Raw genomic sequence first — 23,168 nt, forward strand, 5'->3', positions numbered from 1 at the left:
CTAATGCAAGTGAAAGAATTTTTAGCCACAGTCAGTTATGAGTGTATGTATGTCAAGGTTTATAGCGATAATGGGAATTTGTATATTGATAAAAATATGCAAAAAAAATATATTTTAGATGACCATCATGAAGGTATATTCGAAGTGATATACGAATTCGATTATAAAGAAAAACTAGCTATAAAAAATCAAAATCAAATATTGTATGCCAATAAACATGAAGTGATTCCTATGTTATTTTCAGACTATGACATTCGTACCAATAAGTGGACATTGTTTTTTTATCATAAGCAATGGATTAAATATAATAATGAAGAAAATAAATATTGTGAAGTCAATATATCTAATTTATGGGAATTACTAGCTAAACATTTAAAAATTTTAAATGAATTGCAAAATCAGAAATATGTCCTTTCAATGAAGAAACTACTTGGAGATAATATCAAAAAAAGAGAAGACATAATAAAACTTTCAAATGGGAAAGACAGTATTTTAAAAAGATATTTAAAGTTAAGACAATCAAAATTGGGTAGAATTCAAGTTAAACTATGGGAGTCGCGCTCATGAATTTTAAAGATTTAAAATATATTTTATTTGGAAAAATCAAACCGTTTCAAATGACCGAAGAACAAATAGAAATTAATCCTGAAGAGTTAGCTAAGTTAAAAAATCTTTCTGAATTGATAGATTCAAACCCTGGTCAAGTATCATATGAAATAAATGATTTAAGATTTTTATCAGAATATGTTGATTATCTTAAACAATTTCATCAGGTTGGTAAGGGTGACTTAAGTAAACTGTATAAACATCAATCAATGCATGATGCTATCACACGTGAAGATTTATTTCAGAATTATAAAGTTGGAATTATAGCAGATACGTTTTTATATAACGCATTAGAAGGTAGTTGTCATTTAAAATATATCGGTCAAGAGGGACAAAATGAAAATTATGATTTTGTAATTATTGCGTCAACATGGAGAGGGATTGATGGTTATTGGGAAGGAATTACGAATAGTAATAGTTCTAAATTTAAAGAGTTTAAAAATTTAGTTCATCATTTAAAAAGTAAGAAAATTCCCGTTATCTTTTTTAATAAAGAAGATCCAGTCAATTTTGATGTTTTCAAAGAGCATGCAAAAGAAGTTGATCACGTCATTACAACTGAAGTCGATTGTATTGAACAATATCACCACATAGGTATATCTAAAGTCCATCATTTGAAATTTCCAATTAATCCTAAAATCCATCATCCTATTGATGGATTATATTTTAAGAATAATCGCGGCATTATCTTTGCTGGATCTTGGATTGAAAAATATCGAGAACGCAATAAAGATGCAACGATATTATTGGATGGTGTAATTGAAAGTGATTATGATTTAACAATCTTTGATAGAAATCTGTGGTTAAATCAGTCGAAATATCAATTCCCAGCAAAATATTTAAACTATATTGCTGCGCCACTTTCGCATAAAACTACGATGAAAATGCACAAAATTCATCCGATTGCTTTAAATCTAAATACCATCAAATATTCAAAAAGTATGTGTGCAAATAGAGTCTTCGAGTTACAAGCAATGGGTAATTTTTTATTTTCAAATTATAATACTTTTGTCAATATGACAATGCCTCAAGTTCAAATGATATTTCACTCGAAGGATATCGAGCAAACACTAAAAATAGATGATATTTTAATCGAACGTGCTACAGCGTCAAGTATTCGAAGTATGATGCTTAATTTTAATCATTATCAATGGTTAGTGAAAGTTGCAAATTTCTTAGGATTAGCAGAAGACATAGAGTATCAACCTACTATAACCGTAATCATTGAGGAACATGATCAAAAAGCACTTCAACAATTAAAAATCCAGAACTATCATCATTACATCATAAAAAGACCTAATCAAAAAGTCGAAACAGAATATTACACATACTTTAGTAGTCAGCATAGTTATGAAGCAGAGTATTTAGAAAATATGGTTGCTGCAACAATTTATGCGAATGCTGATTTTATTACAAATAGCAAAGTATATCATCAATATGTTAATGACTATGATTCGAAAAATGTTACGCTATTTAAAAATAATAAAACGACATATGAGCACGGTTATTCATTAGGGTTAACGTATTTAGATAATGAAATAATAAGCAGAGCATTTAAGACACCAAAGCTAAGTGTGGTTATACCAGTTCACAACAATGGTAGACACTTAGAGCACAAATGTTTAAGATCAATTATTCGAAATAAAGATTTTGAACAATTCGAGATAGTCTTAGTAAATGATGGTTCGACTGATAAAGAGACTATAAATATTTTAAATTTCTTTAATAAAATGTATAGCAACATTAAACTTATCAATCTTGACACAGCTTCAGGTAGTGCATCAACACCAAGAAATGTAGGCGTTAAAAAAGCTAAAAGTGACTTAATCACTTTCTTAGATCCTGATAATGAATGGATTGGAGAAGGTATCAATGAATTATATGAGAAAATTGCTACCAATCAACAAATTGATATCATAATAGGGAATATGTTGAAAGTTGATAATCATAGAACGAAAACCCATCGTTATTACAGTCATTTTGTTGGCGCAACAAACGCTACATTTACAAAAGATACTCACACTTTATTAAAAAATACAAAACTTAAAACAGCCAGTATTCAAGCTTTAATTGTAAGAAAATCCTTAATTTTGAAGAATCAAATTGAAATGGTACCAGGTGCACTCGGTCAAGACTCATTATTTTTTTTAGAAATCATGAATAAAGCGAAGTATGTTGAAGTTCTAAATACGACTGTACATATATATTATGCTGCTGTTTCAAATTCTATGACCAATTCAATCACAACATCTTTTTTTGATAAGTATATGCTAATTGAAAAAGAAAGAATTAAATTTTTAAAAAAATATGGATATTTAGATATATACATGAGATTTCGCTTCAATTACTATATGAAAAATTGGTATTTATCTAGAATGGGTAAAGAAAATAGGAACAATAAAGAAATTATACTAAAATTTCTGGAAATTTGGAGTCTATACGATGGAATCTCAAGACCAGTGGATAATTCATTAAAACTTGAAATTGAAAAATTAAAAAGTGAGGTTTAAGAATGGAATATTTACTCATCACTAATGCGTATCCTAATAAAAATAAAATTTATGCAAATGCATTTATTCATAGACGTGTTAAAGAGTATTTAACACATCATCTTAAAATCACTGTTGTTGTTTTTACTACAAAAATTAAGAGAGATGAGTATTATGATGGTGTCTGGATAAAATATATGGATACATCACAACTGTATAATCATTTATTATATCATCACTATGATAAGTTATTATTTCATTTTATTAATTATAAAATGTTTAGCGCTGTAGAAATGCTTCAAACTAAACCTGACATTGTGGTTTGGTTACATGGTTTTGAAGCAGAAAATTGGTATACAAGGTATTATAACTATTTATCTTCTGCTGCATCACTAAAAGCACAATTAAGAAAAAAAGATGAGCACTATCCTTATCAGAAGTCTTTTTTAAAAAAACTTATGGAAAGAAAGGATATGAGGGTGCAATTTGTATATGTTTCACGAGGTTTAAAGGAATATTATGTTGACCCTTTTGTAGGTATTGAGCCAGACGAATTCTCAATTATTCCGAACATTATTGACAGAAAATTATTCCCTTACAGGCAAAAAAATGTAAATAATCGTTATCATATTTTAACTATTAGACCTTTTACCGCAAAAAATTACGCGAATGATTTAACTGTACGTGTAATACAGGAATTATCAAAAAAAAGATATTTCAAGAAGTTAACATTTTCAATATATGGAGACGGTCCTTTATTCGATGAACTTACAAAGCCATTGAAAAAAATGAAAAATGTACACCTTTATAAAATGTTTGTGCCACAACATGAAATACCTCAAATTCATGCTAAACATGGTATTTATCTAGGGCCTAGTCGTCATGATTCTCAAGGTGTTTCATTAAATGAAGCAATGAGTTCAGGTCTAGTACCAATTTCTAATGCAATAGGGGGCATTCCCGATTTCATTCACCACGGTAAAACAGGTTTTCTAGCTGAACGTAACAATGTAGAAGAAATGGTTGAATATATTGATAATTTAATAAAGAATCCTAATCTTTTTTTAAGAATAAGTCAGAATGCATCAAAATCTATTCAAGAGGTTACTGGAACAGATACCGTTATTAATAAAGAAATTGAGGTGATTACAGATGGGAAGTATCGATTATAAAAAAGCATATGAATATTTGGAAGCACAATTAGAAGATATTATGATAGAAACTGAAACACTTTTGGATCATAATCCTGCGACTTTAAAAATTGATAAAATAGCGACTAACCAAGAATCTGAAGGTCAAATTGATATTATCGTTTGTAGTTCAGGTGAAATGATGGAATATGCACTCTATATTTATAAAAAAGGTGAATCTACAGCTTTAGAAAAATTAATGTATCAACTTCCCAATGTGTTTACATTGAATTTGGAACCAGGTCGCTATAAAGTGAAAGCGTTTGTCAAGCAGAATAACGATCAAAAAGTATCAATGGATAAAGAGATTAGAGTTTATTAAAAGGAAGAAGGCAATGTTATGAATCAATATATCATTTCAAGAAACTTGTCTAATTTAAGAAAAAATCTCAAAGTTGTTTACGAAACGAAATATAATGAATCAATGGATTTAAATAATGTTTTTTCTGAGTTAGAGGATATTGATAAAGCGAGTTTGATTTTTAATGATACCATTAGCAATCAATCTATAAAAGAACTTCAAAGTATCATTAATCATCTAGGCAATCAAACTGTCATAGTAACTACTTTTAACTTTATTCAAATTAATGAGAATATATTATTTGAAATTCTAAATTTGATAGGCTCAACGCGAAGAATTAATTTATTTAATATCGAAAATGGGAAGTTAGTTGTTGAATTTCTCAGTAATAAACAAATTCAGTCTAACATGCAACACAATGAACATGTCCTTAAAATGATTAATAAAGAGATTCATAATCAATATCAAAAGCCATTATATAATGAAAAAAAGTTAATGCAAGAACTAGTGCGCTTAAAAGAAGATTATGAGGAATTGTATGAAAAATATCTAAATACGCATCAACGCATGCAGTATGCCTTTAGAGAATTACATAAATTTAAACGTAGTGCATGGACTTATAAAAGAAAATATTTACAGTATGAATTGATTTTAAGTAATTTAGATAGAATTAATATTTATAAAAGTAAAATTACAAAGAAGAACTTAAAAAAAATGCTAAAAGTTATTTTGAAGAAGGTGAAATAATTGACGCAATATGATGAATATACACCTGAACAATTAGAGGCAATGCAAGAACCTTTCAAAAAGAAAGAGCATACATTTGTAAATGAGTTATTTAATCAAACGAGTTCTTTTTACCCACAAGATCTACATAAAGGTATTGCATATTTAGGTTTTATGCAAAGTTTAGATTTAAGATATATTGAAAAGCTCATTAATTATTATGATCAAGTTATATTAATTTTTAAGAATATTGAAGATATGTCTGAATTCATGAATAATGAGTTAAGTGTGTATCAGTCAGTTGCTATCTACTTTGATAACGGAAGCTTTGATCAAATGTTTAGATTTGTTATAAAACAAATTAAATATACGCATTGTGTTATTAAGTTATATATTGACCAAGAACAAACAGTTTTAGATTTAGATAAGCGCTATTTAAAATCAAGTATTGTTTATCATTACAATGCGCTTACCATTTATCCTAGTTATATTATTCAAACGATGAATTTAAATTATACTATTAATCAATTTATTAGAGTTTATATTAACGAAATGTGCAATCATAGTATTGGTTTATCACATGCTAGTATAGGCATGAAAAGTAATGATCAAAATTTTGCAATAGATTCATTTAACGACATCATTGATGCAGTGGAAACTATAAATGCTGTTTATACAGAAACATTAACAGTAAACCCAATCATAGAAACAAAAGTTGAAGTTAACAGTCTCATTTATGGGATTAAATCGTATATAAACAAAGTGAATAAAAAGGAAAAGCAAAAAGTAAAATCATATATTATGAAACAGTGTCATTATTTTAATTATTCTCTTTTAAATAAGGATGACGCTGAAACTTTAGTGATTGCGTATTGTTTCCCGCCTTTTATAGATACAAGCGGAAATGTAATGGCTAAAAGAATTAGAGACAGAGATGAAGTTGTTGATATCATTTCTAATAATATGTCAAAAATCCGTAAAACAGATTTGAAATTGAATAGCTTGTCTGAACATTTAGTTGATAAACATTATTTGCTTGATGCGAAACAAGCATTCTCAAGTTGGGAAAGTATCTCTGGGTTTACTGAAAAAGGGCTCGAGGTATTAAAAATTCAAAACAAGAATTACGAAAAGCTTTATTCAAGGGCAATGTTTCCACAATCACATTTTTTAGCATTTGAGATTAAAATTTTAAACCCTAATATGTATTGGAGAGCAGAGTTTTCAGACCCGCTACATTCAACAGTAACAAGCGATATACGTTATGCACCTATTACTGACGAACAATATATACAAAAAATAAAGCATCAGTTGAAACCAAATCTTAGTCACTTAGTTGATGATAATGTATTTAATGTATGTGAGTTATTAGCATTATCACATGCTGATGAATTAATTTTCACAAATGAGAATCAGTTAGAGTACATGATTGAACGCTTTGATGATCAGTTAAAACAATCCATTAGAAATAGAGCAATCATTTCTCGCCATCCTATTCCGCATAAAGCTGATTACAATAAGGTGATTTCAAATTATCATGTTTCTCCAGATTATATTAATTTAGGTTATTTTGGAAATTTTTATGCTACTAGAGGCTTTAATGAAATTGAACTCGTTTGTAAATATTTAGAAGCAGCGGGGGAAAAAGATTTTCGAATCCATTGTTTTACCAATATCAATGGCAATGTGAAGAGAATGTATCAAGCAAGTGATTTTCAAGAATATATCGTATTACATCCACTCGTAGGGTATTTTGAGTTTTTAAATATTACAACTATGTTAGATGCATTATTATTATTTGATGCACATACAATTGGCATTAAACCGATTAACCCTTATATACCTTCGAAGTTAAGTGATTATAAAGGAAGTGGCAAATTAGTTTGGGCCTTTACCGAAGAAAATAGTGTTATGGATCGTGAATCAGATATATTACACACACATATGACAGACTATGAAGATTATAAAGTAAACTTTGAGAAGATTAAAAAGTCTGTTTCGCGCTTTAGTCATTAATAGTGGATACGAGGTGATGAAATGACATATAAAGTTAAAGTGAATAATGTTTCTAAAATTTATGATTTAAATAACAGTAAGTTTGATAAAATCATTTCCTTATTATCTTTTGGATATTTTTATAAACCCAAACCATACTATGCTTTGCATAACATTTCATTTGAAGTAGAGGAAGGGATGTCAGTTGGATTAATAGGGCTTAATGGATCTGGTAAATCAACGCTTTCAAACATTTTAGCTGAAGTATTATTACCATCAGAGGGTAATGTAGATATCAAAGGTAAATCCTCTTTGATAGCTATATCGGCAGGATTAAAAAACGATTTTACTGGTGAAGAAAATATTCGATACAAATGTTTAATGCACGGTATGTCTTCTCAAGAAATAAAGGACGTCTTTGAAGATATTGTTGCTTTTTCAGAATTAGATGAATTTATTTATCAACCAATTAAGAATTACTCAAGTGGTATGAAGGCAAGACTGGGTTTTTCAATTGCGATTCACACTAATCCAGATGTTTTAATTGTTGATGAAGCTTTATCAGTAGGTGATGAAACTTTTGCAAATAAATGTATTGATAAGATGAAAGATTTGCAAAAAGAAGGCAAGACTATATTTTTTGTATCACATTCAGCAGCACAAATTAGAAATATGTGTGATAAAGCGATATGGATTCACTATGGTGAAATGATAGAGTATGGTGATGTGAATTTTGTTGTAAACAGGTACAATACTTTGATTAGAGGATTTAAAGCCAGAAATAAAGAAGGCCAATTAGCCTATAAGAAAAAAATGTTAAAATTACAACAACAAAGAAGCGATTCGATTACTGATTCAGAATTTGATAAAGTGCATTGGACATCGTTCATACCAGTTTTAGGCACATTTGCGTTATTCTTATTAAGTATCTTTTGGCAATTAGGTGTTTTTTAAATAGATTTAATCAATGTAAAAAGGGGGAAAGGCTATGAAAAAAGTGGGGATGTTTGTATGGAATCATTTTACAAATGACGCACGTGTAAACCGAGAATGTACCGCCTTAGCTGAAGCGGGATATGATGTAGATTTAATTGCAATTAATGATCCTAAAAACCCTGCAATTCAAGCTTATGAAAAAATACAAGAGCGTTTTAGAGTACATCGAGTCAAAAGATATCCATGGATATTACAAGCATATTCGGATTATGGAAAGCGATTTCTATTAGTCGTTGGTGGTGTATCTGTAAGTATTGCGATTGGTTTATTTTATGTCAATTTTATGATTTTAAGCAGTTACCTCATATTATTATTAGTGGGGGCTGCAACTATTAAAATACGTAAGATCCGAAAGTTCCTCGTCAACAGTGCAATTATTACTAAAATGATTATAAAAGGTTACCTTATCAATCCAGATGTATACCACTCTAATGATTTGAATACATTACCCCAAGGTATTGTGTGCGCAAAACTACGCCTCAGACCGAAACCACTAGTATATGATAGTCATGAGGTACAGACAGATCGGACAGGCTATAATCCGAAAAAAATTAAATGGATTGAAAAGTTTTTATTACATTTTGTCGATGAGATGATGGTTGAAAATCATACACGTGCGAAACATAATGAATCCTTATATGGTTTTTACCCCAAAACACTTTATAATTATTCAGAGCTTTATGATATCAATCAACGTCAAAAAGTGAATTTGCATCGTAAGTTAGGTTTGTCCCCAAACGAAAAGATTTTATTGTATCAAGGGGGATTACAACAAGGTAGAGGTCTTGAGAAATTAATAGAAGCAATGCCTAAAATTAAAGAAGGCGTATTAGTTTTTATTGGTGCAGGTAAATTAACTGAGACTTTGAAAAAACAAGCAAGTCAATCTAGTGCACGAGATCGTATTTATTTCTTAGATAAAGTTCCATTTCAAGAGTTGCCCAGTATAACGCGAGAAGCTTATTTAGGCTTCCAAGTTTTGCAGAATATATGTTTTAATCATTATTCTGCTAGTTCAAACAAGTTATTTGAATATATCATGGCTCATGTGCCAGTTGTTGCGAGTGAGTTTCCTGAAATTAAACAAGTTGTCCAAGAGAATCAAATTGGCGTCACTATAGATCCACATGATTCTCAAAATATTGCAAATGCTGTAAATACATTATTGTTGGATAAAGAATTATATCGAAAATATAAAAATAATACATTAGAAGCTAAAAAAATATATAACTGGCAAAATGAAAAGGTCAAATTACTCGATGTATATCATAATTTGGAAGAGCGCTCTCTATTTATGGGTAAAATGAGTGCACTGTTAAAGTAAAGCGTACAACTTTTGTATGATATTTTAAAAAAATAAGGGTTTTGAATAGATATTCTATTGTAAAGCGGGTATAAATATATTGTAAAGAATTTGTTAATTCGGAGGGTATATTTATGAAATTTAAAATTTTAGGAATGCTGTTATCAGCAGGGGTTATATTAGCCGCTTGTGGTAACGATGATGACGATAACAATCAATCTAATAATAACCAAAATCAGAATCAAACTGAACAAACAAACAGCACAAATGATTCAGATGATGCTCAAGATAGTGATGATCAAACACAACAAAATTCAAATAGTCAACAAACGCGTCATGTTAGTGATATCCAAACTTCACCAGATCAAGCCATTGAAACAGCTAAAAAATCATTCGATGGTGATCTCAAAAGTATAGAGTATAAACAAGAGAATGGTGAATGGATTTATGAAGTAAACTTAGTAAACGGTAACGAAGAAGGAGAAGTTAAGGTTTCTGATTCGGACAACAAAGTGATTAACGTTCACAAAGAGCAAGATAATGATAATGAACAAAATGAAACAATTAATGAGAAAGATGCAATTAAATACGAGGATGCTGTGAAAAAAGCACAAGACGAAGTGTCTGGAGAGTTGAAACAGTGGACACTCAATGATGACGATGGCCAATTAGTGTATGAAGTTGAATTAATGGACGGTACACAAGAAAAAGAAGTTCAACTTGACGCAAAATCAGGAGATATTATCTCAACAGATCAATAATGCACTCATTAATTAAGATAAGCTATGAAGACAACAATAAATGGAAGTCTTCATAGCGCTTTTTTGTATCTATAAGAAGAGTTTAGATTTGAGATAACAAATGAGGTCATTAAAAAAACTTCGAGATTTTTCGTAAATTCGTACGAAAATCTCGAAGTTTTTCGATTACTGATATATATATCAGACTCTTTTTATTAGAAAGATTATAAGTGTGAACCGTGTCCACCTTGCATTACCCAGTACGTTCCAACGACAATGACTATTGTAATAATAATCGCAAAAATAACTTTCGCCAATTGTAAACGACCGTCTTTACCTTCAGTTAAATGCATGAACATTAAAAGTTGAAGGAACGCTTGAATAAATGCAAATCCAAAAATAATTGTAATTTTAGCATTTAATGCTAAAGATGTGTAAAGTGTCACGAATACGGCGAGTAACGTTAAAATGATTGAGGCGATAAAGCCTATTGTATGTTTAACTATTGTATTCATCCGCTATACACCATCCCTATCATATATACGGCAGTAAAGATGAAAACCCAAACGACATCTAAGAAGTGCCAGTATAAACTTACTATAAATAATTTAGGTGCATTAAATTTATTTAAACCACGCATTGCAACTTGGATTAATAAACAGATAATCCAAACAATACCGAGCGATACGTGGGCTCCATGTGTACCTAGTAAGATAAAGAAACTAGACCAGTAAGAACCAATTGTTGGATTAGCACCTTCATGAGCATAATGAGCAAATTCAAAGATTTCGAAACCTACGAAACCAATACCAAGTAAGATCGTAATGATCATCCAAATCATTAATAAATTTTTCTTTTCTTTACGCATGTAATAAATCGCAATACCACAAGTGTACGAACTTGCTAAAAGTAAGAAAGTCATTATTAATACAAGTGGTAGCTCGAATAATTCGGTAGTCAGCATACCACCGTAACCACCACCGTGTTGTAGTGTTAATAATGTTGCGAAAAGCGTACCGAAAAGGGCAAATTCAGCTGTAAGGAAGATCCAGAAACCGAGCTTATTTAAATTACCTTCATGCGTACGTGAATCAATAGTATCGACCTTATGACTCATGATTCATTGCCTCCCTTTCTTCTTGACGTGCTTTTCTCAAACGAGCTTCTGTTTCAGCAACTTCACTTGCTGGAATATGGTAGCCATGATCTTGTTGGAAACTTCTCCAAATCATAAGAGCAAAGATACCTACTAATGAAAGGATAGCTGGTAAGATTGTCTCAAATACTAAGAAGAAACCTCCAATTAAGAAGAAGAGACCCATCCAGAATCCAATATGAGTATTGTTAGGCATGTGGATATCACTATAATTATGATTATCTAAATAGTGACGACCTTGTGCTTTCATTTCAACAAATGAATCAATATCATCCCAATCTGGTGTAATGGCAAAGTTATATTTAGGTGGGATTGCTGAAGCAGTTGACCACTCTAGACCACGGCCTAAACCATCCCAGTTATCACCAGTTGCTTCACGTGGTGCTTTAATATGGCTATAGACAATATTACCAACAAAGATTAAGAAACCAATTGCCATTAATGCTGCACCGATTGATGAGATGAAGTTTAATAGCCACCAACCATCTTCTGGCATATAAGTGTACAAACGACGTGGCATTCCATCAAGACCTAAGATGAATTGAGGTAAGAATGTCACATTGAATCCAATCATAAAGATCCAGAAGAACCATTTGTTTGGTTTTTCGAATAATTTGTATCCCATTGCTTTTGGATACCAGAAAATCATAGCTGCAAAAGCTGCGAATACAACACCCGCTACAATTGTGTAGTGGAAGTGGGAAACTAAGAAATAAGTGTTGTGATATTGGAAGTCGGCTGATGCCATCGCCAACATAACACCTGTAACCCCACCGATAACAAAGTTAGGTATAAATGCTAATGAGAATAACATAGGTGACTCAAACGAAATGCGACCTTTGTGTAATGTAAATAACCAGTTAAAGATTTTTACACCAGTTGGTACGGCAATTAACATTGTTGTAATAGAGAAGAATGAGTTAACAAGTGCGCCGTTACCCATAGTATAGAAATGGTGAACCCAAACTAAGAAACTTAAGAATGCGATACCACCAGTAGCCCATACCATGCTTTGGTGTCCAAATAAACGTTTACGTGCAAAAGTCGGAATAATTTCCGAATAAATACCGAATGCTGGCAAGATAAGAATATAAACTTCAGGGTGCCCCCATACCCAGAAGAAGTTTGCCCATAACATTGGCATACCACCATTAGATAAAGTAAAGAATGCTGTATCAAAGATTCTGTCAGTAGTCATAAGCGCTAAAGCTACTGTTAATGGTGGGAAAGCTAAGATAATAATTAACATCGTAACAAATGTTGTTACAACGAACATCGGCATTTGCATGAATGTCATGCTAGGTGTTTTTAATCGCATAATTGTAACGAAAAAGTTAACACCAGTAGCTAATGTACCGAGCCCAGAAATCTGGATTGCAATTAAGTAGTAGTTTACACCTGGTCCTGGACTAAATTCACCAGCAAGTGGCGCATAGTTTGTCCATCCAGCAGCAGGAGATCCACCAATGATAAATGAAACGTTAAATAGTAACATACCTGCTACAAATAACCAGAAACTAACATTGTTTAATAACGGGAAAGCAACATCACGTGCACCGATTTGTAAAGGAATAATGATGTTCATTAAACCGATAACCAGTGGCATTGCCATGAAAATAATCATGATTACACCGTGAGTTGAGAAAATCTCATTATAGTGATGTGAGCTTAAGAACGGATTATCTGGTATAGCAAGTTGTAAACGAATAAGTAGTGCGTCAATACCACCACGTACAAACATTAAAACTGCGCAAATTAAGTACATAAACCCAATTTTTTTGTGGTCGACCGACGTGAACCATTCCTTATATAAATATCCCCAAAGCTTAAAGTAAGTAATGGCAGCGATGACACCAATTACTAGGAAAGGCGCACCAATTTGAGCCATTGTAATCATCCAATTACCTTTTACTAAAAGCTCATTCCATGGAAAGTCCAACATTAATGTCCACCTCCACTTTTGTGATCTTCTTGTGCATCTTCTTTAGCACCTTTTTGCATAGACTCCATTTCGTCCATCGTATGCTTTTCTTCTTTTTTGAACTCATTATCATAAGGTTCATCATTCTTTAGAAGATTGATAGCCATACCATGACGTTCGTAGTTAACATTAGTAATTTGTGGTTTACGTGCTGGTTTGTTTGGTTGATCTAACACACCTTTAGTTTCATCATAGAAGTTTGGATCTTTAGGTTCGTAATTGAAACGATCATATGCGTAGAAGATATAATCAGGATCAGCCGCTGGATCAACGAAATTCATATGTGTACCACTAAATGTCAACTCTTTGTTTTCAGTGATTGGTAAAAGTTGCTTATCAAAAGTATCTTGAGTCAATGTTGGTTTTGATTGAGCTTCTTTTACCCATTGGTCGTATTCACTTTGACTTACAGCGTCAACGTTAAATGTTTGACGAGAGAAGCCTTCACCGTTGAAGTTTGAGTTACGACCACGATATGTTCCTTCTTCATGAGCTTCATAAGTCCATTGCATTGTCATAGCAGTCATAGCATATTTTTGACCACCAAGTTGTGGGACCCAGAAACTTGTCATAGTATCCATAGATTGAAGTTTAAAGGTAACCGGACGATCAGTAGGAATTGTTAAATGATTGACCGTTTCGATTTTTTCTTCAGGATAAGCGAAGAACCATTTAAAGCCACCACTTACTGCATAAATGACGATAGGGTCATCTTCAGATTTTGGTGGTTCTTCATAAAGATACAATGATCTAACAGTAGGAATCATTAATGCAATTAAGATAACTACAGGGATGACGAACCATACTGTTTCAAGTAAAACGCTGTGATGCATTTTACCCGATTCGTTGTTTTTCGTATAACGATACTTATAAGTAAAAACAGCGAATAAAATACATACTACGACAACAATGACAACCATAAAGATAATTGAATAGATAATCAAAAATCTTGAATCATTTGCCATTGGCCCTTTTGGGTTAAGAACTTCCATGTTAGAACAGCCCGCAAGTAAAAATAGTGTTCCAACTGCAAGAAGTATAGACTTAAATTTTGACACTTTTTTGACCTCCTAATACTACAATTGTAGGGCTTATATCAATTTTAAAATAATATGTAATATTTACAAGGGGCATTTTAATATTTTATAACAACAAATTAAAGAAAACCCTTGTGACTCTAAGGATAGCAAGGGTTTTGGCGAATATAAAAAATATGTGTACATTTTGTGAAAAAGCAGGAAGTGGTTATATTAATGAAGAAATACGATTCAAAATGCTCTTATTAATGGAGTAATAAAGGGAGTTTTAAGATGTTTTATAGGGAATGTACCCATTTAAGAATGAATGATTAAGATGTATACTTCAAATGTAAGTTTGAAAAGATAGGTGAGAAAATCAGTGGACAATTGTATTTCTGGTAGTACTGAAAACCATATACTTTAATAACCATTATTTGGATATAAAGTAATTGATTGTTCACAACTACCAAAAATACAATAATTAAGAGGTTTCAAAGTCCGATTTGAATTGATAATAGGACTAGAACATGATTTAAGCATTAGTATTAAAAAGCTGAATCCGAAAGAGAATCAACAACTTTGATTGTACGCTGAGATTTTTGCATAGCCCCATTTGAATCGGTAACTTGATACTCAAGTTCATATACACCTTGTTTGGAAGTATCAACATATCCATTGACTTTTATCTTATCAGTAAGATCACCATCTTCTTTATCATATGCTGACACGCCTTCAAGTGGATTGCATGTTTGTCCTACTTGTAATACGGTGTAGTCAGGACCTTTAATTGAAGGAATGGTGTTAGTCGTAGCTTCGGCACTAAGGTTAGGTGTAACAAGTGTGGCAGAAACACCGATAGCTGATAAAGATTGAAGTAGTTTTTTCATAGGATTATTTATCCTCCATTCTATGTATCATCAATAATGATTATATATTGAATGCATATGAAAAAAATCATTCGTAAGACCTATAAACTTTAAAAATTTTGTAAATGTATGTATTATTTTATAACTTGTTTAAAAAATCAGGTGAAGCTTTTAATAAAGTTGTAAGATGGTATACGAACAATTATACGGGAGTGATTGTATGTTAACTCAAGAAGAAAAACAAATCATTTTAGAAACAGTTCCAGTATTAAAAGAAAAAGGGACAGAAATTACTTCAAAGTTCTACAATAGAATGTTCACACAACACCCTGAATTACGTAATATGTTTAACCAAACAAATCAAAAGAAAGGATTCCAATCAACTGCTTTAGCACAATCTGTTTTAGCGGCAGCAGTTAATATTGAAGATTTTGCACCAATCATCCCTATTGTTAAGGAGATTGGATATAAACACTGTGCTTTAGATGTACGTGAAGCACATTATCCAATTGTTGGTGAGAACTTACTTTTAGCAATTCAAGAAGTTGTCGGTATTGAAGCGGATCATCCAATTATTCAAGCGTGGGCGAAAGCATATGGCATTATTGCAGATGCGTTTATTTCAATTGAAAAAGATATTTATGCTAATATGCTATGGCAAGGATTTAAGCCTTTCAAAGTTGAAAAAATAGAAGTAATTACCCACAATATTAAAGCATTTACAGTTACTTCTAATGCGTTTGACTTAAGTCAATATGAGGCGGGGCAATATATTACTGTAGATGTTGAAAGTGAAAAACTTCCGTATCGTGCAAAGCGTCATTACTCTATTGTTGATGGAGGAAAGGACTTTTTGACATTTGGTGTTCGTAGAGAAACAAGTGAGAATCATGAAGGGGAAGTATCAACGATTTTACATGATGAGTTTAAAGTAGGAGATATGTTAAACCTTTCGGCACCAGTCGGTGGTTTTAAAGTACAAAATCTTGATAAGCCCCAATTATTCATAGGATCAGGCGTGGGTGTCACGCCATTAGTATCAATGTACAGAAAAGCAGCTCTTGAAGGTTCAAAATCTCAATTTATCAATGTAGCGGCTACAAAAGAAGATGTAGCGTTTGATAATGTTTTACAAAAAGTGACAGATGAAAATGCAAACGCTTCATTACATGTTCATTTACGTGACCAAGAAGGATATTTAAAAGCAGATGAATTGAAAAACTATTTATCAGAAGGTACAGAGATTTATATTTGTGGTGGTACGCCATTTTTACAATCAATGATTAAAGAACTTGAAACATTAAATGTAGGTGATGAAAGCATTCATTATGAAACATTTGTGCCACGTTTAAGTGTTGAGGTGTAAAAATTGCATAACTTGTTGAAAATAGCGATGAAGCATGACTATCAAAGTTAATGCTTCATCGCTATTTTTAATAAAAATGTATTGAACTTTTCATTTAAATGATTCTCTTAAGGATACATATAATTAGTATTTTGATAGTATTAAAAGAGCAGGATTTAAATGATATGTTTTTTCTAGATATTAGAGAGTAAAAGCAAGTTTTGAATAGATTATTTAGTTTTATTAAGCTCTTTAATGACATCATCTTTAATGATTGGACCGAGTGATCTTGAGTATGAGTCGGTGATATGTTGTGAATCAAAGTAGACGAATATATTTCCTCTCACCGCTTTAAATTCATGATTAGGAGCAAAGTATTTTGTGTAATCGTAATATGCTGTTTTTTGTAATTGATCGCTTTTCCATGAACTATCATTTAAAATTTGAGAAACATCATAGGTCCAGGTTTTATTTTTTTCATATTCTTCTATTGGATTGACTTTCAATCTCGGTGTATCTCTTACAGCGAATATAGGTATATCTAAAGATTCTACAAATTTGAATTCCTCTATAAATCCTTTGGGAACTTCTTTACTATTCACATCAGATACATTAGCAGTTGTAAACACCATATCAATTGTAGAACTATTTTCCTTTATGTACTGATTGACATTTTTCATCCATGCAGTAGATAATGCGTCTTCATTGTTTGTACTGAACCTGGCGTTTGCTTTGCCAAGATGAATAATTCGTATATGTTCGTCAGATGCAAAACTTTGAAGAGCTCCTAACCAATGACTTGAATGTGAACCACCTACTAGTAATATTGTCTTTTTATAATTTTGAGTATCTCCATAAGACTTTGGTTTTACTTGACTACCTTGATATATCATAACGCCGTCAGCATATGCTTGAGATTTATCATCTTTTACATTCGTGATAGATTGAGCTGTTGCATTTGAATTTTGACTAGTGTTGTAGGCTAATGCCCCTGGAAATTTATTATTTGGAATGTCATGATGTGAAGTGCTTAATGATGAGATAAAATAAACCGAAAGTAATCCAACTATTAATAGTATATTGGCTATAAAAGGGTATAATAATTTTTTTGTAGGAAATATTTTAGAGTGTCGGATAGGTTTTTCGATAAATTGAGTCATCAACCAACTTAAAATAATAGAGAATAAAATAATGAGTATTCCGGAAAAAAATGACGGTGTGTCAGAAATTTTATACTTATAAAATGATAGAATAACCCAGTGCCAAAGATAGATACCAAATGAAATACTTCCTAAAAAGACGAGTAATTTACTTGCTAATAACTTTTCTACGCCAAATTTGGAAGGATGGTTACCTGAAATTAAAATAAATGTAGCACATAACATTGGCCATAATGAAATATAACCTGGGAACATTTTTGAAACATCAAAAAGAGCTCCAGTCAATATCAAACCAATCAAGCCCAACCAACCTAATACATTGGATAATAAAGAGCTTATTTTGAGTTTGTTTAAATTTAGACAAAGCAGTCCACCTAATGCAAATTGCCATACTCGTGCTAGAGGATTAAAATATGCAAAAGGTTGATTAACATGAGTTTGATAAATTGAGAATGTAAAAGAAATAATAAATAATAATAATAAAATTGTATTAGTTAATTTAAAACCGTTTTTAATTTCAATTTTATGACATAAATAAACAATGAGTGTAAAAATAAGAAACCATACGATATAAAATTGTCCTTGAATAGACATAGCCCAAAAATGTTCTACGGGTGTTTTCATTTGTTCTGAGTCTAGATAATTAGTATTAGAGAAAGCAAGTTGTATATTTTCGAAATAAAATAAAGATGCGAATATTTCTTTTGAAGTCTTCATTAGAATATTTCTAGGTAGTATAAAAAAAGAAAATATACTAACAAAGAATAAAACAGTTAGCACGCCTGGAAGTAATCGTTTAAGTAAATTACCGAAGTAAATGGATGGTGAAAGGTAACCATTTTTATTTACTTTCGAAATAATTGACGTCGTAATAAGAAATCCAGAAATAACGAAAAAAACATCTACGCCTCCTGAGACTCTCCCAAACCATATATGATATATTGCTACTAATAGAGCGGCAACGATACGAAGGCCTTCAATTTCTGGTCTGAAATTTTTTTCTATTGAAATAAATTGGTTTTGATACATGACAATATCTCCTGTTGTTATAGTTTTTATAATATTTGTTATTATAAAATTTAGCATACCAATATTTAAGATTTGTAAATTGATTGTAAATATTGTAAATATTACTATCACTATAAAAACCGACTTTATCTATGTTTCAGTATGTCATATTAAAATCAGGCTAGGATATCAACCCCAAAATAAATAGCGCTAAGATGATTTATAATAAAATGCGTCTTAGCGCTTCCTTTTATGATAAAACTGTGTATGGTATGACTTCACTTATGCATGTAATTATTCAGTATTATCCTTTAAAAAATATACACTTTTGTATCAATCAATTAATCACAATAAAAACTAAATGAACGAGGATTTTTATATATAAAGGTTATAACATGACGTAATTAACCTTCCCAATAGAAGCCCCTTTTTGATTCCCAATCATGATTTATCACAGCATTTAAATAATATGGTTGAAACAATACTCGAGCATGAATTCAATGAACTTAAACACCGTGTCATACGACTAAACATATCATTAAAGGCAAAACTTCGAGATTTTTCGTGAATTCGTACGAAAACCTCGAAGTTTTTCGATTACTGATATATCAGACACATACATATATTTAATAAATAATCCAATGAGTCTTTCAATCTTTATTCAAGTCCTCGACGCATTTTTTCAGCAATGAGTGTGTTGTTGAGTACCATCGTAATAGTCATTGGGCCAACGCCACCCGGAACTGGTGTAATAGCCCCTGCAATATCTTTAACTTCGTCGTATTCAACGTCTCCTTTAAGTTTACCGTTTTCATCAGGTGTATTTCCGACATCAATCACGACCGCGCCCTCTTTGACATCGTTTTTTGTTACCATACCTGGGCGACCTACTGCACTAACGATGACATCAGCATTTTTAAGATGTTCACTTATATTCTGACTACGTGAATGCAATACAGTAACAGTTGCATTTTTTTGAGTGAGTAGTTTGGCAACGGGTTGGCCAACAATGTGACTACGGCCAATCACGACCGCGTTCTTTCCTTCTAAATCAATGTCAGCATGTTTTAGTAATTCCATCACACCTAATGGCGTACATGGAATCAGTTTAGCTTGATCTAAATATAAGCGTCCAATGTTAATCGGGTGAAATCCATCTACATCTTTAGCAGGATCAATAGCATCTAATACTTTTTGTTCATCAACTTGATCAGGTAGGGGCACTTGAACTAATATGCCGCTAACGCTTTCATCTTTATTTAAACGCTCTAACTCTTTTAATACGTCTTTTTCAGGTGTATCTTCATCTAAATGAATGACTTCTGAAATCATTCCAATTTTTTCTGCTGCTTTCTTTTTAGAACGAACGTAGCTTTGGCTTGCACCGTCATTACCTACAAGTATAACTGAAAGCTTAGGTGTATAACCTTGTTTTGTTAATTTCTCCACTTCATCTTGTAACCCTTGACGGTAATCCTTAGCGATTTGTTTACCATCTAAAATTTTTACACTCATAATGAAATTATCCTCCTTTGATTAGAACGAACTTTACGAATGGTACATTTTGAATTATACCAATTTTACGCCAAAATACGAAATATAATATCATTTTATGGAATAAAGTTCGATTTTTGCGTTGAAAAAAGCATGCAACCTTGTTATGCTATACCTGTAATATACATCGAGTAATCATGAAATTTCAAATTTTTGAAAGGGTGTTCATAAGTGAAGGTAGCAGTCATTATGGGAAGTTCTTCAGATTGGGATGTGATGCGTGAAGCTTGTGAAATGTTAGATGAGCTAAGGGTTGATTACGATAAAAAAGTCGTATCTGCCCACCGAACGCCACATATGATGGTTTCGTTTGCCACTGAAGCACGTCAAAATGAATATTCTATTATCATTGCAGGAGCAGGAGGAGCAGCGCATTTGCCTGGTATGGTAGCCTCAATGACGACATTACCTGTAATAGGGGTGCCGATTGAATCTAAAAGTTTAAAAGGACTTGATTCGTTATTATCTATAGTACAAATGCCAGGTGGTATTCCAGTAGCTACCACAGCAATTGGTAAAGCAGGTGCTAAAAATGCAGGCATTTTAGCTGCTCGTATGATAGGTATGACAGACCAAACTGTACAACGCAACTTAGAAACTTACGAAGCATCATTAGTAGATAAGGTGGAGGCTATGCAAGATGAACTTCGATAAACTAAAATTCGGACAAACGATTGGCATTATTGGAGGGGGACAACTCGGCAAAATGATGGCACAATCAGCTCAAAAAATGGGTTTTCGTGTCATTGTTTTAGATCCGGATCCAGATTGTCCGTGCCAATATGTTGCACATCAGTTTATAGAAGCGGCGTATGATGATATAGAGGCGCTAAATCAGTTAGGTGAATTGTCTGATGTCATTACTTATGAATTTGAAAATATTGCAGCAGAACAGCTTAAACATTTAGTTGAGGCATACAATGTGCCTCAAGGTTCTCAGGCTATACAACTTTTGCAAGATCGTTTAACAGAAAAACAATCACTCCAAGATGCGGGGGCTCATGTCGTACCATTTGAACAAGTGACTAGTCAACAAGATTTAGAACAAGTGATTCAAAATCTTGGATATCCATTTATGATTAAAACGCGATTTGGTGGATATGATGGTAAAGGACAAATATTAGTACGTTCTGAAGCAGAATTGGAAGAAGCAACTCAATTGGTTATGCGTGAAGAATGTGTTGCTGAACAATTTTTAGAGTTACATCAAGAAGTTTCGCTTACAGTTACCGTTGGACAAAATCAACAAACGGTATTTTTCCCATTGCAAGAAAATGAACATCGTGATCAAATTCTATTTAAAACAATCGTGCCAGCACGTTCTAATCAAGAAAAGCGTGCTCGTCAAGAAGTTGAGAAAATTATCAATGCGATTCATTTTATAGGAACATTTACGGTAGAATTCTTTATTGATCAAAATCAAAATCTCTATGTGAATGAGATAGCACCTAGACCACACAATTCCGGACATTATTCTATAGAAGCTTGTGATTATTCACAATTTGATACTCATATTTTAGCAGTCACAGGACAGCAATTACCTACGCAAATCGAATTACTCAAGCCTGCTGTTATGATGAATTTACTTGGCAAAGACTTGGATTTACTTGAAGATGTGTTTCATGAACATCCAGAATGGCATATCCATATTTATGGTAAACATGAGCGTAAAGCGTCAAGAAAAATGGGACATATGACCATTCTTACTCATAATGTTGAACAAACTGAACAACTGATGCTAGAAACGTTTGAAGGGAGAGACTAATAAATGAGCTTATTGTATGAAGGCAAAGCAAAACGTGTTTATACAACAGATGAATCTCACCAATTAAGAATAGAGTATAAAGATGAAGTAACAGCTGGCAATGGCGCCAAAAAAGATCAAATGGTTGGAAAAGGACGATTAAATAACCAAATCACATCTAAGATTTTTGAATATATTAAAAATGAAGGTGTTAGCAGTCATTTTATTAAGCAGCTATCTGAAACAGAACAGCTTGTAAAGGCGGTTGAGATTATACCTTTAGAAGTTGTAGTGAGAAATGTTGCGGCTGGATCAATTACAAAACGTCTAGGTTTTCAAAAAGGCGAAACTTTCGAACAACCGCTTGTAGAGTTCTTTTATAAAAATGATGATTTAAATGATCCACTGATTACAGAAGACCATATTAAATTGCTTAATATTGCAACTGACAAAGAAATTGTAACGATTAAAGAAAAGGCTTTACAAGTGAATACTGCGTTAGTGAAATTAATGGATGAAATGGGGCTATTACTAGTTGATTACAAAATCGAATTTGGCAAAGACGAACAAGGTCAAATTTTATTAGCTGATGAAATTTCACCTGATACATGTCGTATTTGGGATCGACAAACAAAAGAAAATTTTGATAAAGACGTATACCGAGAAGAAACAGGTTCATTAATCGAAACATACCAAACATTTTTAAATAAATTGGAGGCACTTTAATTATGAAAACGATTGAATTACATGTCACTTTACAACCACAAGTATTAGATACACAAGGTCAAGCGCTAAACAGAGCTGTACATGACTTAGGATATAAACAAGTGAATGATATTCGCGTTGGGAAAGTTCTGTATATGACTATTGATGAAGCAACAGACGAAGCTGTTCATAACGTTGTGACAACTTTGAGTGAAAAATTATTTGCGAATACTGTTATCGAAGAGTATAGTTACAAAGTTTTGGATGAAAAGGAGAATGCATAA

The 23,168-nt window shown here is 32.1% G+C and carries 21 protein-coding genes; 14 read left to right on the top strand and 7 right to left on the bottom strand.

Annotation, left to right across the window (positions count from 1 at the left end):
- Positions 1 to 3 precede the first annotated feature (3 nt).
- The 9 genes from C7J90_RS07040 (at position 4) to C7J90_RS07080 (ending at position 10,367) form a co-directional block, all read left to right on the top strand.
- A complete protein-coding gene (locus C7J90_RS07040) occupies positions 4 to 567 on the top strand; it encodes a hypothetical protein (protein ID WP_158701916.1) in 564 nt (187 codons plus the stop codon).
- The gene (locus C7J90_RS07045) at positions 564 to 3,116 is read left to right on the top strand and encodes a glycosyltransferase (protein ID WP_103210412.1); all 2,553 of its coding nucleotides are present in this window, start codon (positions 564 to 566) and stop codon (positions 3,114 to 3,116) included. Before C7J90_RS07040 ends, C7J90_RS07045 begins: the two co-directional genes overlap by 4 nt.
- Positions 3,117 to 3,118: 2 nt before the next feature.
- The gene (locus tag C7J90_RS07050; protein WP_103210414.1) at positions 3,119 to 4,267 is read left to right on the top strand and encodes a glycosyltransferase family 4 protein; all 1,149 of its coding nucleotides are present in this window, start codon (positions 3,119 to 3,121) and stop codon (positions 4,265 to 4,267) included.
- Entirely contained in the window at positions 4,248 to 4,607 is a 360-nt protein-coding gene (locus C7J90_RS07055) for a hypothetical protein (protein WP_103210416.1), read from the top strand. Before C7J90_RS07050 ends, C7J90_RS07055 begins: the two co-directional genes overlap by 20 nt.
- Positions 4,608 to 4,625: 18 nt before the next feature.
- Positions 4,626 to 5,333 carry a hypothetical protein gene (locus tag C7J90_RS07060; RefSeq protein ID WP_103210418.1) on the top strand — a complete coding sequence of 236 codons (708 nt, stop codon included), beginning with the start codon at positions 4,626 to 4,628 and terminating at the stop codon, positions 5,331 to 5,333.
- A complete protein-coding gene (locus tag C7J90_RS07065) occupies positions 5,334 to 7,328 on the top strand; it encodes a hypothetical protein (RefSeq protein ID WP_232618853.1) in 1,995 nt (664 codons plus the stop codon).
- A 21-nt stretch (positions 7,329 to 7,349) separates the two neighbouring features.
- On the top strand, positions 7,350 to 8,261 hold the full coding sequence (locus tag C7J90_RS07070; RefSeq protein ID WP_103210725.1) for an ABC transporter ATP-binding protein: 912 nt from the start codon (positions 7,350 to 7,352) through the stop codon (positions 8,259 to 8,261).
- Positions 8,262 to 8,295: 34 nt separating this feature from the next.
- Entirely contained in the window at positions 8,296 to 9,627 is a 1,332-nt protein-coding gene (locus tag C7J90_RS07075; protein WP_103210727.1) for a glycosyltransferase, read from the top strand.
- A 113-nt stretch (positions 9,628 to 9,740) separates the two neighbouring features.
- On the top strand, positions 9,741 to 10,367 hold the full coding sequence (locus C7J90_RS07080; protein ID WP_103210729.1) for a PepSY domain-containing protein: 627 nt from the start codon (positions 9,741 to 9,743) through the stop codon (positions 10,365 to 10,367).
- 203 nt (positions 10,368 to 10,570) lie between these two features.
- Here the strand turns inward: C7J90_RS07080 and qoxD are convergent, their stop codons facing one another.
- The 5 genes from qoxD to C7J90_RS07105 form a co-directional block, all read right to left on the bottom strand.
- On the bottom strand, positions 10,571 to 10,861 hold the full coding sequence (gene qoxD / locus C7J90_RS07085; RefSeq protein WP_103210730.1) for a cytochrome aa3 quinol oxidase subunit IV: 291 nt from the start codon (positions 10,859 to 10,861) through the stop codon (positions 10,571 to 10,573).
- The gene (gene qoxC / locus C7J90_RS07090; RefSeq protein WP_103210732.1) at positions 10,858 to 11,463 is read right to left on the bottom strand and encodes a cytochrome aa3 quinol oxidase subunit III; all 606 of its coding nucleotides are present in this window, start codon (positions 11,461 to 11,463) and stop codon (positions 10,858 to 10,860) included. The genes qoxD and qoxC overlap by 4 nt, the downstream gene beginning before the upstream one ends.
- Positions 11,453 to 13,441 (bottom strand): cytochrome aa3 quinol oxidase subunit I, encoded by a 1,989-nt coding sequence (gene qoxB, locus C7J90_RS07095; RefSeq protein ID WP_103210774.1) that lies wholly within the window; start codon positions 13,439 to 13,441, stop codon positions 11,453 to 11,455. Before qoxB ends, qoxC begins: the two co-directional genes overlap by 11 nt.
- A gap of 2 nt (positions 13,442 to 13,443) precedes the next feature.
- Positions 13,444 to 14,541, bottom strand: coding sequence for a cytochrome aa3 quinol oxidase subunit II (gene qoxA, locus C7J90_RS07100; protein ID WP_103210733.1), 1,098 nt, complete (start codon positions 14,539 to 14,541; stop codon positions 13,444 to 13,446).
- Positions 14,542 to 15,047: 506 nt separating this feature from the next.
- On the bottom strand, positions 15,048 to 15,389 hold the full coding sequence (locus tag C7J90_RS07105) for an immunoglobulin-like domain-containing protein (protein ID WP_103210735.1): 342 nt from the start codon (positions 15,387 to 15,389) through the stop codon (positions 15,048 to 15,050).
- Positions 15,390 to 15,588: 199 nt separating this feature from the next.
- Between C7J90_RS07105 and C7J90_RS07110 the strand changes: the two genes are divergently transcribed.
- Entirely contained in the window at positions 15,589 to 16,734 is a 1,146-nt protein-coding gene (locus C7J90_RS07110) for a globin domain-containing protein (RefSeq protein ID WP_103210737.1), read from the top strand.
- Positions 16,735 to 16,943: 209 nt separating this feature from the next.
- On the opposite strand, the gene C7J90_RS07115 is transcribed toward C7J90_RS07110, so the two are convergent.
- Positions 16,944 to 19,013 carry an acyltransferase family protein gene (locus C7J90_RS07115; protein ID WP_232618851.1) on the bottom strand — a complete coding sequence of 690 codons (2,070 nt, stop codon included), beginning with the start codon at positions 19,011 to 19,013 and terminating at the stop codon, positions 16,944 to 16,946.
- Positions 19,014 to 19,538: 525 nt separating this feature from the next.
- Positions 19,539 to 20,396 carry a bifunctional methylenetetrahydrofolate dehydrogenase/methenyltetrahydrofolate cyclohydrolase FolD gene (gene folD, locus C7J90_RS07120; protein ID WP_103210740.1) on the bottom strand — a complete coding sequence of 286 codons (858 nt, stop codon included), beginning with the start codon at positions 20,394 to 20,396 and terminating at the stop codon, positions 19,539 to 19,541.
- Between the two features lie 210 nt (positions 20,397 to 20,606).
- On the opposite strand from folD, the gene purE reads away from it, so the two are divergent.
- Genes purE through purS form a run of 4 tightly spaced genes read left to right on the top strand, consistent with a single transcriptional unit; the run spans position 20,607 to position 23,168 of the window.
- Positions 20,607 to 21,089 carry a 5-(carboxyamino)imidazole ribonucleotide mutase gene (purE, locus tag C7J90_RS07125; protein ID WP_103210742.1) on the top strand — a complete coding sequence of 161 codons (483 nt, stop codon included), beginning with the start codon at positions 20,607 to 20,609 and terminating at the stop codon, positions 21,087 to 21,089.
- Positions 21,076 to 22,200 (top strand): 5-(carboxyamino)imidazole ribonucleotide synthase, encoded by a 1,125-nt coding sequence (purK, locus tag C7J90_RS07130; protein ID WP_103210744.1) that lies wholly within the window; start codon positions 21,076 to 21,078, stop codon positions 22,198 to 22,200. The genes purE and purK overlap by 14 nt, the downstream gene beginning before the upstream one ends.
- Before the next feature lie 3 nt (positions 22,201 to 22,203).
- Positions 22,204 to 22,905 carry a phosphoribosylaminoimidazolesuccinocarboxamide synthase gene (gene purC, locus C7J90_RS07135; RefSeq protein WP_103210746.1) on the top strand — a complete coding sequence of 234 codons (702 nt, stop codon included), beginning with the start codon at positions 22,204 to 22,206 and terminating at the stop codon, positions 22,903 to 22,905.
- Positions 22,906 to 22,907: 2 nt separating this feature from the next.
- Complete coding sequence (purS, locus tag C7J90_RS07140; RefSeq protein WP_103210748.1) at positions 22,908 to 23,168, top strand: phosphoribosylformylglycinamidine synthase subunit PurS; 261 nt, start codon at positions 22,908 to 22,910, stop codon at positions 23,166 to 23,168.

This window comes from Staphylococcus felis (genome assembly GCF_003012915.1).
Taxonomy (GTDB): domain Bacteria; phylum Bacillota; class Bacilli; order Staphylococcales; family Staphylococcaceae; genus Staphylococcus; species Staphylococcus felis.

Coding starts and splice junctions, on each gene's coding strand:
- qoxD (WP_103210730.1), bottom strand. CDS start 10,861: ATGAATACAATAGTTAAACATACAATAGGCTTTATCGCCTCAATCATT.
- qoxC (WP_103210732.1), bottom strand. CDS start 11,463: ATGAGTCATAAGGTCGATACTATTGATTCACGTACGCATGAAGGTAAT.
- purS (WP_103210748.1), top strand. CDS start 22,908: ATGAAAACGATTGAATTACATGTCACTTTACAACCACAAGTATTAGAT.
- purK (WP_103210744.1), top strand. CDS start 21,076: ATGAACTTCGATAAACTAAAATTCGGACAAACGATTGGCATTATTGGA.
- purC (WP_103210746.1), top strand. CDS start 22,204: ATGAGCTTATTGTATGAAGGCAAAGCAAAACGTGTTTATACAACAGAT.
- C7J90_RS07080 (WP_103210729.1), top strand. CDS start 9,741: ATGAAATTTAAAATTTTAGGAATGCTGTTATCAGCAGGGGTTATATTA.
- C7J90_RS07040 (WP_158701916.1), top strand. CDS start 4: ATGCAAGTGAAAGAATTTTTAGCCACAGTCAGTTATGAGTGTATGTAT.
- C7J90_RS07060 (WP_103210418.1), top strand. CDS start 4,626: ATGAATCAATATATCATTTCAAGAAACTTGTCTAATTTAAGAAAAAAT.
- C7J90_RS07105 (WP_103210735.1), bottom strand. CDS start 15,389: ATGAAAAAACTACTTCAATCTTTATCAGCTATCGGTGTTTCTGCCACA.
- C7J90_RS07110 (WP_103210737.1), top strand. CDS start 15,589: ATGTTAACTCAAGAAGAAAAACAAATCATTTTAGAAACAGTTCCAGTA.
- C7J90_RS07045 (WP_103210412.1), top strand. CDS start 564: ATGAATTTTAAAGATTTAAAATATATTTTATTTGGAAAAATCAAACCG.
- C7J90_RS07055 (WP_103210416.1), top strand. CDS start 4,248: ATGGGAAGTATCGATTATAAAAAAGCATATGAATATTTGGAAGCACAA.
- C7J90_RS07050 (WP_103210414.1), top strand. CDS start 3,119: ATGGAATATTTACTCATCACTAATGCGTATCCTAATAAAAATAAAATT.
- C7J90_RS07070 (WP_103210725.1), top strand. CDS start 7,350: ATGACATATAAAGTTAAAGTGAATAATGTTTCTAAAATTTATGATTTA.
- C7J90_RS07075 (WP_103210727.1), top strand. CDS start 8,296: ATGAAAAAAGTGGGGATGTTTGTATGGAATCATTTTACAAATGACGCA.
- folD (WP_103210740.1), bottom strand. CDS start 20,396: ATGAGTGTAAAAATTTTAGATGGTAAACAAATCGCTAAGGATTACCGT.